A 13647-nucleotide genomic window follows, 5' to 3' on the forward strand; every position below is an offset into this window, starting at 1 on the left:
GGGAGTGTTGAAAAAGTCAAAGAGGCTTGGTCCGGTTAAACAAATTGCTGAAAACAATGAAACAGCAGCTGCGATGAAAATGAATCAATCGCTTCAAGCCCAACAAGAATCTCTAGCGCAACTGGAGAAACTAAAAGAGTACCGTAATGATTATACCGTTCAGTTTAAAACGAAGGGGCAAGTGGGGATGTCAGCGTCACGGTTGCGTGAATATCAGGAGTTTGTTCAAAAACTCGATCAGGCCATTGAAGAGCATACCAAAACGGTGCAGTCATTACAGGAAAAGTTAGGCCAGCATCAACAGGCCTTTAAAAAAACGAATAGTCGAAAAAAAGTAGTTGAAAAGTTGATCGAAAAATCTAAACAGCATGAATTAAGAGAAACCGGCAGGCTCGAACAAAATGAGTCCGATGACCGTATGGTAAAAGGGTTTGAGCTGGATTAGGAGCTGTTTTTAAATACCTTTTTTAACAAAGCGTTTGTATATTTATTGTGTTTTTCAGCAAGGGGTGCTTTATAATACAGCTTATGAATATCACAAACTTATTAGAACAAGGTGTGGAACTAATGTTACTTGGAATGGGGATGGTATTCTTCATCTTGGGTATGTTAGTTTTTGCTATCAAAGGGGTTTCTGCTGTTATTCAACGATACGAACGCGTTGTTGAACACAGTAGTAAATCGTCTGTTTCCACAGATATTAGTGAAGATATCGTTACAGCGATTACGATTGCTGTTCAACGTTTTCGCTCTAAATAAACTTAAAAATCATGAAAAATCCGTTAAAAATTACTGATGTCGTGTTGCGCGATGCTCATCAATCCCTATTTGCAACAAGGTTACGTATTGAAGATATGTTACCGATTGCGGAAAAATTAGACAAAATTGGCTATTGGTCATTAGAAACTTGGGGCGGAGCAACATTTGATGCTTGTATTCGTTATTTAGGTGAAGACCCTTGGGAGCGTTTGCGATTACTAAAAGCGGCGATGCCTAATACACAACAACAAATGCTATTACGTGGGCAGAACCTATTAGGCTATCGTCATTATGCTGATGATGTTGTTAGAAAGTTCGTAGAGCGTGCTGCAGACAATGGTATGGATGTTTTCCGTATTTTTGATGCGATGAACGATGTGCGTAACTTAGAGACGGCCATTAAAGCAACTGTCGAAGTAGGCAAACATGCGCAAGGTACAATCTCATATACAGAAAGCCCAGTACACACGCTAGAAAATTGGGTCGATATGGGTAAGCGGTTAGAAGATGCTGGCTGCCATTCGATCGCGATTAAAGATATGGCAGGACTTTTGAAACCTTATGATGCTGAGATATTGGTGAAGCGCTTAAAAGCCGAGTGTGATCTACCAATTGCTTTACACAGCCATGCAACAACTGGGATGAGTGTAGCAACCTGCCTTAAAGCAGTCGATGCAGGGCTTGATATGCTAGACACAGCTATTTCGTCCATGAGTATGACATACGGTCATTCACCAACGGAAACCTTTATTGCAATGTTGGAAGGAACTGATCGCGAGACGGGTCTAGACATTGAGAGCGTTGAAGAAGTAGCGGCATATTTTAGATCAGTACGGCCAAAGTATGCGGAGTTTGAAGGGTCGCTGAAAGGTGTCGATTCAAGAATTCTTATTGCACAGGTCCCTGGTGGCATGTTGACAAACCTAGAAAGTCAATTGAAGCTGCAAAATGCAGGTGACAAAATTGATGAGGTGTTAGCAGAAATTCCACGTGTACGTAAGGACCTTGGCTATCTTCCTTTAGTAACCCCAACATCACAAATTGTAGGTACTCAGGCAGTGATGAACGTTTTGATGGGTGAGCGTTATAAATCTATCAGCAAAGAAACATCAGGTGTATTAAAAGGCGAATATGGTGCAACACCTGCAGCAGTGAATAAAGAGCTTCAAGAGCGTGTATTGGATGGCGCTGAAGCGATTACTTGTCGCCCAGCTGACTTGATTGATGATGAGTTGGAGAAAATTTCATCAGAATTTAAAGAAAAAGCCGAAAAAGATAGTTTGCCATTGGCCGATGAGGTCATTGATGATGTGTTGACATATGCGTTATTTCCACAGATAGGCTTGGACTTTATTAAAAATAGACATAACCCTGATGCGTTTGAGCCGGTTCCAACAGGCGTTGTTACTCAAGCAACAGCTGAAAAAGGCGGTAGTGAAGTATATGATGTGGCCGTTAATGGTAAAACATATCAGGTTGAAGTGGGTCCAAGTGGCTCGATTGAAAATCTAACACCTTCTTCAGCTGCTAGTAAAGTGGTTGCGAAAGCAGCTGAACCAACACAAGAGACAACATCAGGCGCGGTTTGTCAAAATGAACCCTTGTTGTCTCCAATGGCCGGTAATATTGTGCGCATAGCAATGGCGGCAGGAGATGATGTGTATGAAGGTGATGTAGTGATTATTTTAGAAGCCATGAAGATGGAAACTGAAGTAAGGGCGCATATTGAAGGTCAAATTTCAGATGTTTTCGTAAAAGAAGGTGAGTCAGTTCCTGCTGGCGCGCCGTTAGTACTTATTTGCTAAGGTTTATATAATATGGATAGTGGCGTATTACAAATTTGGCAGTCGACGGGTATTGCAAACTTTGAATGGGGCAATATATTAATGATAGCCATTGGCTTATTATTAATATATTTAGCCATTTCAAAAAACTTTGAACCCTTGTTATTACTGCCGATTGGTTTTGGTGGAATTTTAGCTAATATTCCAATTGCTGGCATTAGTGGGCCAGATGGAATGCTAGGTATTTTGTACCATATGGGCGTTGATACTGGCTTGTTCCCTTTGCTTATTTTTATGGGGGTTGGTGCATTAACAGATTTTGGAGCGCTTATAGCGATGCCAAGTTTATTGGTACTCGGTGCGGCAGCCCAATTTGGTATCTTTGCAACGCTTCTTGGCGCTTTGGCGATGAACCTAATACCGGGTATGGAATTTAGTTTGTCTGATGCGTCGGCGATTGCCATTATTGGTGGCGCAGATGGCCCAACAGCTATTTTCTTAGCCTCTAAATTAGCACCTGACTTATTAGGCGCTATTGCAGTGGCTGCATATTCATATATGGCTTTAGTGCCGCTAATTCAACCACCTATCATGCGTGCATTAACCTCAGAGTCTGAGCGAAAAGTTGAAATGAAGCACTTGCGGCATGTGAGTAAGAAAGAGAAGATAATCTTCCCATTAACTATATTAACGGCGGTTATTCTATTTTTGCCAGCGTCAGCACCTTTGGTTGGAATGTTAGCCTTCGGTAATTTAATGCGAGAAAGTGGTGTGGTTGATCGTTTAAGTTCTACAGCACAAAATGAACTTATTAATATTGTGACTATTTTCCTAGGCTTAGCTGTTGGCTCGAAACTATCAGCGGATAAGTTTTTAACTGCTGAAACACTTGGTATCTTAGTGTTAGGAATGGCGGCATTTTCCATTGGTACTGCAGGTGGTATTTTAATGGGTAAGTTAATGCACAAGGTAACGGGCGGCAAAGTTAATCCACTCATTGGTGCTGCAGGTGTGTCGGCAGTTCCTATGGCGGCCCGTGTGGTTAATAAAGTAGGGCTAGAGTCTAACCCTCATAATTACTTATTAATGCATGCGATGGGGCCTAACGTAGCGGGTGTTATTGGTTCTGCGGTCGCGGCAGGTGTTTTGCTGGCAATAGTTAATTAATATCGGTCATTATCTAGGTAAAGAAATGAACGCAGCATTGATTGCGCTCAAAAATATACCCTGAACACTGACCTGCCTACAGTAAGGTTAGATGAGAGTAATCTAAACCAAAGCCATAACGTTACTGATTAAGTTAAAAATCACCCTTAATAGAAATATTGGGGTGATTAGCCTTAATAATTTGTGGGGTTATCTTACGGTTCTTTTCGCTGCCTTTTAATTCAATCTATCAATCACTGACACTGGATTTCTTAGAAAGCTTTAAAAGGGCCAACCATCTAGCTGTTTACATTAATACAGGTTTATAACAGCATTATTTTTGATGCTGATGGGCAATGTAAACAAATTGGGCTAACATCTAACAGAAATAGCAATTACTCTCATGCCAAGCATTAATAGACTGTTATCCATTGCACCGATGATGGATTGGACAGACCGGCACTGCCGATATTTCCATAGACTTTTATCACCTAATGCCCTGCTTTATACAGAAATGGTAACGACAGGTGCATTACTTCATGGCGATAAACAGCGCTTTTTGGCATTTGATCAATATGAGCAGCCAGTAGCATTACAATTAGGTGGTAGTGACCCTAAAGCCATGGCGCAATGTGCCGGATATGCACAGGAAGCGGGTTATAAAGAAGTAAATATCAATGTCGGCTGCCCAAGTGATCGTGTTCAAAATGGACGTATAGGTGCATGTTTAATGGCTGAGCCGCAACGTGTTGCACAATGCGTATCATTAATGCGACAAGCTGTGGACATTCCAGTCACGGTTAAAACACGAATTGGGATAGATGAGTTAGATTCATTTGAATTCCTGAGAGGCTTTGTTCAGGCAGTTACTGATGCGGGTTGCGATACTGTTATTATTCATGCCCGTAAAGCCATCTTAAACGGCCTGTCCCCGAAAGAAAACAGAACCATTCCGCCGTTAAACTACGATAGAGCGTACGACATTAAAAGAGCTTTTCCATCGGTATCAATTATTGTTAATGGTGGGGTTAATGCAATCAGTGAGATTCAACAACATTGGCAACACCTTGACGGTGTGATGATTGGTCGTGAAGCTTATCATAATCCCTTTTTTTTGGCGGAAATTGAACACCAACTGTTCAAACAGCCCTTGGCCGATAGAAAAAAATTGCTCGAAGCCTACCTTCCATATATTGAAAAACAATTAGAGTTAGGTGTTCCGTTACAAAATTTAACACGGCATATATTGGGGCTTTTTGCAGGTCAACCTGGTGGAAAACATTGGCGTAGGTACCTTAGTGAGAATGCTCGACAGAAAAATGCGGGGCCAGAGGTATTATTAGCCGGTCTAGAGGCTATGGCGCCATACGCTAAAACTATTTGATTTAAAGCAAACGAGAAAACGGTATACTTTAAATACTTTTAAAGATGATTGAGATTGATGGAAAAACTATATAAACAAATAATTTCACAGGTTGGAGAAGACGTTAATCGCCAAGGTTTGGTTGATACGCCAAAGCGTGCGGCAAAAGCAATGTCTTTCTTAACAAGCGGCTATCAGCAAAGTTTAGAGAATATTGTGAATGGCGCCGTTTTTGACTCTGATGCTGATGATATGGTGATTGTTAAAAATATAGAACTGTATTCTATGTGTGAGCACCATTTACTACCCTTTATTGGCAAGTGCCATGTGGCGTATCTGCCAGATGGAAAAGTACTTGGTTTATCAAAGGTAGCTAGAATCGTCGATATGTATGCACGTCGATTACAAATTCAAGAGCAATTGACGACACAAATTGCAGATTCTATTCTCGAAGTAACGGGTGCAAAAGGGGTTGCAGTGGTTGTGGAGGCAAAACATTTGTGCATGATGATGCGAGGTGTGGAGAAACAAAACTCACAAATGACTACATCAAGTATGTTGGGGCAATTTCGTAAAAATTCTGAAACACGGGCTGAATTTTTAAGCTTATTAAAAATGGGTTAGTGGTGATTCAACCTGTTAAATTACAGAAAAGCTGTTGATGGCACTGTTTTATTAGTTTAGGGAATGATGTGCCAAATAGACGGTCACAGAGTTTTAAAGGGAGTGATAGTCAGCGACTACCCCCACATTTAAGTGAAAGTAAAACACAGGCCTATGTGTTTTTAGAAGTTGATTGACAGTACGCCATAGGTGAGACGGTAATACAAAAGGAGGGAACGAGATGCCAAAGTTTTTTGGAGAAGGGTCCGATTGTAGTTTTTGTAGAATGATGAGAAGTATGGCATTCAGTGGCCTAGGTGCTGCGATTGGTGCGGGGATAGGTAGCCTGCTAGGCCTGCAACGATCTGATATTTGGATGTGTGCGATTGGCGGGGCTTTTGTAATGGTCTTTTTGGTCTTAAGAAAACTGGAAAATTCATGAGATATATCGTATTGATAATCATAGCCTTTGTTCTTTCGGCTTGTTCAGAAGAACAGCAAAATAAATTTTCACGATTAGGTGTGAGCTGGATGGAAGGAGATTATAGGGTAAGCTTTTACGAGGGTGAGCATAAAAAATCGTGGACAGTTCTTGATAGTAAAGTGACATCTGAATCACAAAAAGGTTATTACTACTTTTGGGTTAAAGAGAACGGTAAAAAGAAATACGTCCAAGTTCCTATCGAGCGGACTATCATAGAAGAGATTTAACAGTCTATATGTGTGAATTACTAGGGATGAGTGCAAATGTACCGACAGATATTTGCTTTAGCTTTAGTGGTTTAATTAAGCGTGGTGGGGAAACTGGTGTACATAAAGACGGGTGGGGTATCGCTTTTTATGAAGGGAAAGGTTTTCGTGCTTTTCACGACCCAGTTGCTAGTGCTAACTCTGAAGTCGCAAAGTTTATTCAGCAGTACTCAATAAAAAGTACGCAAGTTATTTGTCATATTAGAAAGGCAAACCGAGGACGTGTTTGTTTGGAAAATACACACCCATTTTCGCGTGAACTGTGGGGTCAAATATGGTCATTTGCACATAATGGTCAATTAAAAGGCATTAAGAAAAAGTACTTAATGGCTACACCCCTATCGGCACAACAGACAGCGAGTATGCTTTTTGTTGGATTTTGGGCCAGCTTCGTAAAAAGTACCCTGTTAAACCAAAAAGTAAAGTGAAGTTGCGGAAGACTGTTGAAGAACTTTTCCGTAAGGTATCTCAGCATGGAGTGTTTAACGTATTAATGAGTGATGTAGATCATTTGTATACGTTCTGTAATACAAAACTATATTGGCTAACACGTCAAACACCATTCGTAGAGGCGCAATTATTGGATGCAGACTTGTGTGTAGACTTTAATCAAGAAGCGTCACCCGATGATGTGGTGACGGTGATAGCCACTGAGCCGCTGACATCGAATGAGCAGTGGACGAAAATGGAGACCAATGAATTTAGTGTGTTTCGCTTGGGTGTAAAAACATTTACGCAGGTTTCTTAATCAAAAAATAACGCATAGGTTTGGCTAAACTGTTCGTCTACGTGATTAGCAGCGGGTGCAATAATGCCGTAAGGGAGGTCAAGCTGGTTCCATAAATTATCTTCTGTAGATATCGTTTTGTTGATGGTTTCTTCAGACGTACTGTTAGCATGAGTTAATTTATTCGCAAGGTAAACGATATAAACTTCGTCTTTATTATTAGTAGCTAAATCAGGCTGATGATGGAAGCTTGCCGAATCTTGAATGGAGGCTGGTATTTCCCATAGTTTTAACAAAGCACCACCTAGCTCGGCATGATTAAAACCTACAAAGGAGGCCTCGGCTTCAATTTCATTTACAGTTTCCGTCTTAACAAGCAAAGCGGCTGCGCGGGCTAGATCAGGTGCTTTGATATAAAAAATTAACCGCCCTATATCATGGAGAAGCCCACTCATGAATGCAGAACTAAGCTGCCTTTTTTTAGGGTGATTGTCAGCAAGGTACTTTGCAAATAAAGCAGTTTTTAAACTATGCATCCAAAATTGGCGCATATCAAGAATCGAGTTAGGTAAAGTTGAAAATTTTTCAACCACGCTCGTTGTCATGACTAGCATTCGAACGTCATGATTACCCAGAATAGAAATGGCATGCTCAATCGTTTTAATTGAGGCCGGGAAACCAAAAAAAGCGGAATTAACAATTTTTAGCATTCGAGCGGATAGTGAAGGGTCTTGTTCGATAATGGCCGCAATATCTTGAGAGTTTTTTAAGGGGTCGTCGAGTGCTTGTGTAATACGATAGAAAATCTCCGGAGCAGAGCACAGGTCAATGTCTCCTGTTAAAAAATCATCAACGGTACAAATATTGGCGTATGTTTGTGTCATATCGAATCATGATTAAAAAGTTAATGGCTCTAAGTCTAGTAAAAATAGGCGATATGCTTAACGTTGAATGACTGATTATTATTTTTTCTAGCAGATATATATTCTACGGGGTCCTTGTCCGGAATATCAAGCTGTTATGAAATTATTGTTGACACTGTATTAAGAGTAGGCGTAAAGTTGTTGATAGAAAAGAAAATTATGTATATATTTTGATAATTATTCGTTGCTTGTTGTTTTAAAATAACGGATAGTCAGCTCGAAAAGGCGACTGAAATGACGGAACAAATACCAAAGCAACAAGCTATTCTAATCATCGAAGACGAGGTGAGCCGCTTGTCTAGTCTACAGGATATTTTATCAGCCGGTGGTTATAGAAATTTAATTTGTGCATCAAGTCAGGAACAAGCTTTTGAGCTTATCCGTCCTTATCAAGGGAAGGTAGACGAGATTGGCATGATATTTTTAAGTTATGGCTTGCCTCAAAGTGACCCCTTGAAGCTTAGCCAGGTTTTAACGACTCTTGATGGTCATGACGCCATTCCGTTGATTTTACTCGCAGATAAAGCAATTACGATTAATGATGAGTTGATGGCCCAATGTCATAAAGCAAATGCCGCGACGATGACGCATTACCCAACAGAGGGCAAACATCTCATGCCTTTAGTTGAACTGGCGTTTGCACTTAAAAGTGAACGAGATGATCGAATTCAAAGTGAGGAAAAGTTAGTCAGGGAGCTTTCTGAACGACGAATTATGGAAGCCCGTTTACAATATTTAGTAGCACATGATGAATTGACAGGGTTATCTAACCGAAGTGGCTTAGAAAAAACATTGGATTTTGCTATTTTAAGGTGCAATAACTTTAAACAACATGGTGCTTTGTTAGACATTGATTTAGACCAATTTAAAGTCGTCAATGATATTGAGGGTCACGAAGCTGGTGATCGACTTCTAGTAGAAGTAGCCACCCTAATTCGCTCAACCCTCGATAATAATGCGTTTATTGCACGAGTTGGCTCAAATTTATTTCAAGTCTTCATCAGTAAAACAGCCGAAAAAGAGGCCATGCAATTGGCTGAAAAAATAAGGCTAACCATTGATGAGTTTGATTTTAAATCGGGTGAGAATATTTATAATATTTCAGCCAGCATCGGTGTCGCGATGTTGGAACCATTAAAATTAATTAAACGCCCTAGTGAACTGATGTCTAGAGCGAATCATGCCTGTTATTCTGCAAAGACCTTGGGCCGTAATAGGGTTAATTTATTTGAGAGTGATAACGACGAATTAATTAGCATTAGAGAGGATGCCAAATGGGTGCCTAAAATTCGTCATGCATTGAGTGAAGACTTATTTAAAATAGTTTTTCAGCCTGTCGTAAAACTCTCCAATGGGTCCGTTTCTCATTATGAAACATTGCTTCGGATGATAGGGGATGAAGGCGAGTTGTTAAGACCAGCCCAGTTTATTCCGGTGGCAGAGAGAATGGGGCTTATCCATCACATTGACCTATGGGTGGTTTCACATGCGATAGATCACATCGCTGGTTTACCAAAAACACAAGAGAATATTTGTTTTACCATTAACTTATCCAGTCACGCACTCCAAGGTGATTATTTGTTGCCGGTTATTAAACAGAAACTTGAATCTACATGGATTTCACCGTCAAGGCTAACGTTTGAAATAACAGAGACAGCAGCAGTTTCAAATTTCAATAAAACACGAGAAATGGTTTCTAAAATTCGTGCCCTAGGGTGTCGATTTGCCTTAGATGATTTTGGTGCTGGCTTTAGCTCGTTTAATTATATTAAAAACTTTCCGGTCGATTATCTAAAAATTGATGGTCAATTCATTAATAATTTAGCTGTGGACCATGCTGACCAAGTTCTTGTTAAATCAATGATAGAAGTAGCGCATAGTCTTGGTAAGAAAGCCATTGCAGAATATGTCTCAAATGCTGAAATATTACGAGTATTAAAAGAGTTGGGTGTGGATTATGTTCAAGGTTACCTGCTTGGTAAGCCTAGCCTAGAACTGTTAGAGGATCAGTATGTTTCTATTGACGGTTTGTTGAATAAATCGTTAGATATCGAAAAATTAATGACCCATTAACGCCAAGTCTATGACATGATGACGCAGCCGTGCTGCGGTGCAAATTTTGTAACCTTGTAAATCTGTTAAATTGACTATGGCTAAGCCAAAAACTAAAGCAAAATCGAGCAGAAAAAAAACGAAGAAACCTCAAAAAAAACCACAGTCTAGTGGTTTTCTAAAGAGGTTAATCCTGAAAGTAGGGTTGCTATTAATCGTTGTGATAGCTGTCTACGTTTTTTACTTAGATCATGTTGTTCGCACTCAATTTGAAGGGAAAAGGTGGGCGTTACCGGCTCATGTGTTTGCAAACCCTGTTGAACTGTATCAAGGGCTGTCCTTATCAGCACAGCAATTTGAATCGTTATTGAAAGACCTACATTACCAACGAACATCGACATTCACCTCGGGCGGTCAATACTATCAATCAGGCTCAACTTTTACGGTAAAAACACGTTCATTTAAATTCTTTGATGACCGTGAAGTATCTAAGACAGTCAAAATTTACTTTAGAAGTGATCATATATCGGCGATTCAAAACGTACAAACAGGTAAGTCTGAAGCCTTACTCCGTTTAGACCCAGTTCGAGTCGGTAGTTTTTACCCTAGTCACAAAGAAGATAGGATTCTAATAAAGCTTGATGATGTGCCACGTACATTAATTGACGGCTTGATATCAGTTGAAGACCGCGATTTCTATCAACATTACGGCGTTTCTATTAAATCTATTTTGCGTGCGGTGTGGGCAAATATAAAAGCTGGAGGCGTTGTTCAAGGAGGCAGCACCTTAACGCAACAATTAATTAAGAATTTTTACTTAACGTCAGAAAGGAGTTTGTGGCGAAAGATTAAAGAAGCCATGATGGCGTTGATTATTGAGTTTCATTACGAAAAAGATGAGATTTTAGAAGCCTATCTAAATGAGGTTTTTGTTGGCCAAGATGGTGAGCGTTCGATCAATGGTTTTGGAATGGCTAGTGTGTTTTATTTTAATAAACCCTTGATTGAATTAAAGCCACATCAAACGGCGTTGTTAGTTGGGTTGGTCAAAGGCCCTTCTTATTATGACCCGAGGCGACACCCCGAAAGAGCGCTAAAACGCAGAAACTTAGTACTTGATGAAATGACTCGCTTTGGAGTGCTACCGGACGAGCAAAGGCGTATTGCAAAACAATTTGGTGTGGATATTTCGCCATTTAAGCAGGTTAAAAGTTCTCGCTTTCCTGCATTTTTAGATTTAGTAAAGCGTCAATTAAGTCGAGATTATAAGGATGAAGACCTACGCTCGGAAGGCCTAAATATTTTTTCAACGCTTGATTACAATATTCAGACGACGGCCGAAAAACTGTTTAAGCAAAAGCTTGAAGCACTTAATAGGCAGTACGGTATTGAAAAAAATAAACTCCAAGGTGCAATGGTTATTACACGCCGTGAGGGCGGTGAGATTGTTGCCGTTATTGGCGACAGAAATCCATTGTTTAGTGGGTTTAATAGGGCGCTAGATGCAATTAGGCCGATAGGCTCTTTGGTGAAGCCAGCAGTTTATTTGACGGCATTATCGCAACCAGCAGACTATACGCTCACGACAATGATTGAGGATAAGGCGGTTAGTTTAAAACAACGTTCAGGTGAACTTTGGATGCCGGAGAATTATGACAAGGTTGAGCATGGACCTGTGCCATTATACGAAGCCTTGTCGAACTCATATAATTTAGCGACTGTTCGCTTGGGTATGGCGCTTAAAGTGCCAAATGTAAAACGAACAATTGAAGAGCTAGGTATTCGGCGACCGATTAAGCCTTACCCGTCATTATTGCTGGGAGCACTTCGGCTATCACCTCTTGAGGTAACGCAAATGTATCAAACTTTAGCAGGCGAAGGTTTTTTTACCCAATTACGATCTATCCAGTCAGTAACATCTAGTGATCATATCGCTTTGCAGCGTTATGCGCTAAGTGTACGACAAGTGGCAAACCCATCAGCGGTTTACCTTGTTAATACAGCCTTACAAGAAGTGATGACGAAGGGCACAGGGCGCTCAGTTTATCGACAGATGCCTCATTACTATAAGGTGGCCGGGAAAACCGGAACTACTGACGAATTAAGAGATAGTTGGTTTGCCGGGTTTAGCGGGGATTATTTAGCAGTTGTATGGCTAGGACGTGATGATAATAGGCCCTCTAAATTAACTGGCGCTAGCGGCGCATTGCAAGTATGGTCAAGTGTTATGAGTACTATTTCAAAAGAGCCCGTGGAGCTGACAAAGCCACAGAATGTTGAGTATACTTGGGTAGACCCACTCGGCTATCGTGCTAATGAGTTTTGTGAAGATGCTGTACAATATCCGTTTATAAAAGGCTCCGAACCCACTGAGTATTCACCCTGTGTTGGGGCGGTTAATAGAACATTAGAGCGAGCTGGGAATTGGTTTGATCGCTTAACGAACGGTATGTAAATAATCATGAAATTAACCACCTTGATCGCGTTGCTGCTAGCTTTATCGGGTTGCGCAGATCTGTCGATGTATAATCAAGTACCTGCTCCGATTGGACGCACTGGTGAAGCTTCGCCATATCCATCGCAACCATTGCCACAAACGGCTCAAACATACCCTATTGATGAGCAGCCTATACAAGAGGGTATGGGGCAGTCTTATGATCAACCAATCGATGAGGCAAAAACCACACAAAACCCAGCTGTAGTTGCCTTACTGGATAGTGCGTACCAACAAAGTGAATCTGGTCAGCCTGATATGGCGGCTTCAAAATTGGAACGAGCTGTTCGTATTTCTCCAAGAGACCCGCAGGTTTGGCATGCATTGGCGAAAGTGCGTTATCAACAAAAGAAATATACCTTAGCGATTAGTTTGGCTGAAAAATCTAACTTATTGTCTGCTGGGCAGACGAGCCTTCAGCGTAGCAATTGGTTATTGATGGCAGACTGTTATGATACCTTAGGTCGAACTGAGGATGCCCGAAAAGCACGTGTTGCTGCCAATAGGTTGTTTTAAAATGACGGAGCCAACGCAAGTTTATTCTGTTGATAAATTAATAGAGCAAGCAAGGCAGTTGGCCACAGATTATAAAAAAATGACAGGTAAGCCCTTGCCGGGGGTCAGCAATGAAATTGCTGAACATGATGCCTGCAAACTATTAGACTTAGCGTTAAGCGACGACCGCTCGCTAGGTTTTGATGCCTTACGTGTTAAAGGGTGTGGGCCAAAAAGAATTCAAATTAAAGCGCGAACTATATTCAATGACAATTATCGAGGCCAACGGCTTGGGCAATTAAAGTTAGATAAAGAATGGGACTCGGTTGTGTTAGTGCTTATGGATGAAAATTATCTGCCGTTTGATATCTTTGAGGCCACACGTAGCGATATTTTAGATAACCTGAATGATAGCTCAAACCGTATGAAGCGAGGCGCTATGTCGGTTGCAAAGTTTCGCAATATTGCTACCTTGGTTTGGACAAAAGAAGGTGGTTTGGACGCATCAGCGTGGACTGATGAAACAAGTTAATAAATTTAAACGGATAACC

General features: G+C 40.8%; 13 protein-coding genes and 1 pseudogene. 13 read left to right on the forward strand and 1 reads right to left on the reverse strand.

Annotated features, from left to right (window positions below; translation table 11 throughout):
- Positions 1-4: 4 nt before the first annotated feature.
- From fliJ to Q91_RS11830, 9 genes and pseudogenes are all read left to right on the forward strand, one after another.
- Positions 5-445, forward strand: a complete 441-nt coding sequence (gene fliJ / locus Q91_RS03635; RefSeq protein WP_236610516.1) for a flagellar export protein FliJ — start codon at positions 5-7, stop codon at positions 443-445.
- Positions 446-528: 83 nt separating this feature from the next.
- Positions 529-759, forward strand: a complete 231-nt coding sequence (locus Q91_RS03640) for an OadG family protein (RefSeq protein WP_238538357.1) — start codon at positions 529-531, stop codon at positions 757-759.
- Positions 760-770: 11 nt separating this feature from the next.
- Complete coding sequence (gene oadA / locus Q91_RS03645; RefSeq protein ID WP_015005533.1) at positions 771-2564, forward strand: sodium-extruding oxaloacetate decarboxylase subunit alpha; 1794 nt, start codon at positions 771-773, stop codon at positions 2562-2564.
- A 12-nt stretch (positions 2565-2576) separates the two neighbouring features.
- Positions 2577-3710 carry a sodium ion-translocating decarboxylase subunit beta gene (locus Q91_RS03650; protein ID WP_015005534.1) on the forward strand — a complete coding sequence of 378 codons (1134 nt, stop codon included), beginning with the start codon at positions 2577-2579 and terminating at the stop codon, positions 3708-3710.
- 382 nt (positions 3711-4092) lie between these two features.
- A complete protein-coding gene (gene dusA, locus Q91_RS03655) occupies positions 4093-5073 on the forward strand; it encodes a tRNA dihydrouridine(20/20a) synthase DusA (protein WP_015005535.1) in 981 nt (326 codons plus the stop codon).
- Between the two features lie 57 nt (positions 5074-5130).
- Positions 5131-5676: a GTP cyclohydrolase I FolE gene (gene folE, locus Q91_RS03660; RefSeq protein ID WP_015005536.1), complete on the forward strand. Its 546-nt coding sequence runs from the start codon at positions 5131-5133 to the stop codon at positions 5674-5676.
- Positions 5677-5896: 220 nt separating this feature from the next.
- The gene (locus Q91_RS03665; RefSeq protein ID WP_015005537.1) at positions 5897-6097 is read left to right on the forward strand and encodes a hypothetical protein; all 201 of its coding nucleotides are present in this window, start codon (positions 5897-5899) and stop codon (positions 6095-6097) included.
- Positions 6094-6366, forward strand: coding sequence for a hypothetical protein (locus Q91_RS03670; RefSeq protein ID WP_020161959.1), 273 nt, complete (start codon positions 6094-6096; stop codon positions 6364-6366). The genes Q91_RS03665 and Q91_RS03670 overlap by 4 nt, the downstream gene beginning before the upstream one ends.
- Positions 6367-6392: 26 nt before the next feature.
- A pseudogene (locus Q91_RS11830) lies at positions 6393-7153 on the forward strand (class II glutamine amidotransferase).
- Here Q91_RS11830 and Q91_RS03680 read toward each other — a convergent pair.
- Positions 7150-8016: an HDOD domain-containing protein gene (locus Q91_RS03680; protein WP_015005541.1), complete on the reverse strand. Its 867-nt coding sequence runs from the start codon at positions 8014-8016 to the stop codon at positions 7150-7152. The pseudogene Q91_RS11830 and the gene Q91_RS03680 sit on opposite strands and share 4 nt — an antisense overlap.
- A gap of 273 nt (positions 8017-8289) precedes the next feature.
- Between Q91_RS03680 and Q91_RS03685 the strand changes: the two genes are divergently transcribed.
- From Q91_RS03685 to Q91_RS03700, 4 genes are all read left to right on the forward strand, one after another.
- Positions 8290-10128 (forward strand): EAL domain-containing protein, encoded by a 1839-nt coding sequence (locus Q91_RS03685; RefSeq protein ID WP_015005542.1) that lies wholly within the window; start codon positions 8290-8292, stop codon positions 10126-10128.
- 199 nt (positions 10129-10327) lie between these two features.
- Positions 10328-12562 (forward strand): penicillin-binding protein 1B, encoded by a 2235-nt coding sequence (gene mrcB, locus Q91_RS03690; RefSeq protein ID WP_238538358.1) that lies wholly within the window; start codon positions 10328-10330, stop codon positions 12560-12562.
- A 6-nt stretch (positions 12563-12568) separates the two neighbouring features.
- Entirely contained in the window at positions 12569-13117 is a 549-nt protein-coding gene (locus Q91_RS03695) for a M48 family metallopeptidase (protein WP_020161963.1), read from the forward strand.
- 1 nt (position 13118) lies between these two features.
- Entirely contained in the window at positions 13119-13628 is a 510-nt protein-coding gene (locus tag Q91_RS03700) for a hypothetical protein (protein ID WP_015005545.1), read from the forward strand.
- Positions 13629-13647: the final 19 nt, after the last annotated feature.

Source organism: Cycloclasticus sp. P1, from assembly GCF_000299965.1.
GTDB lineage: Bacteria > Pseudomonadota > Gammaproteobacteria > Methylococcales > Cycloclasticaceae > Cycloclasticus > Cycloclasticus pugetii.

What these genes read in the sequence shown, in the direction of transcription:
- Q91_RS03640 (WP_238538357.1), top strand. Translation starts at nt 529, where the DNA reads ATGAATATCACAAACTTATTAGAACAAGGTGTGGAACTAATGTTACTT.
- oadA (WP_015005533.1), top strand. Translation starts at nt 771, where the DNA reads ATGAAAAATCCGTTAAAAATTACTGATGTCGTGTTGCGCGATGCTCAT.
- Q91_RS03650 (WP_015005534.1), top strand. Translation starts at nt 2,577, where the DNA reads ATGGATAGTGGCGTATTACAAATTTGGCAGTCGACGGGTATTGCAAAC.
- dusA (WP_015005535.1), top strand. Translation starts at nt 4,093, where the DNA reads ATGCCAAGCATTAATAGACTGTTATCCATTGCACCGATGATGGATTGG.
- folE (WP_015005536.1), top strand. Translation starts at nt 5,131, where the DNA reads ATGGAAAAACTATATAAACAAATAATTTCACAGGTTGGAGAAGACGTT.
- Q91_RS03665 (WP_015005537.1), top strand. Translation starts at nt 5,897, where the DNA reads ATGCCAAAGTTTTTTGGAGAAGGGTCCGATTGTAGTTTTTGTAGAATG.
- Q91_RS03670 (WP_020161959.1), top strand. Translation starts at nt 6,094, where the DNA reads ATGAGATATATCGTATTGATAATCATAGCCTTTGTTCTTTCGGCTTGT.
- Q91_RS03680 (WP_015005541.1), bottom strand. Translation starts at nt 8,016, where the DNA reads ATGACACAAACATACGCCAATATTTGTACCGTTGATGATTTTTTAACA.
- Q91_RS03685 (WP_015005542.1), top strand. Translation starts at nt 8,290, where the DNA reads ATGACGGAACAAATACCAAAGCAACAAGCTATTCTAATCATCGAAGAC.
- Q91_RS03695 (WP_020161963.1), top strand. Translation starts at nt 12,569, where the DNA reads ATGAAATTAACCACCTTGATCGCGTTGCTGCTAGCTTTATCGGGTTGC.
- Q91_RS03700 (WP_015005545.1), top strand. Translation starts at nt 13,119, where the DNA reads ATGACGGAGCCAACGCAAGTTTATTCTGTTGATAAATTAATAGAGCAA.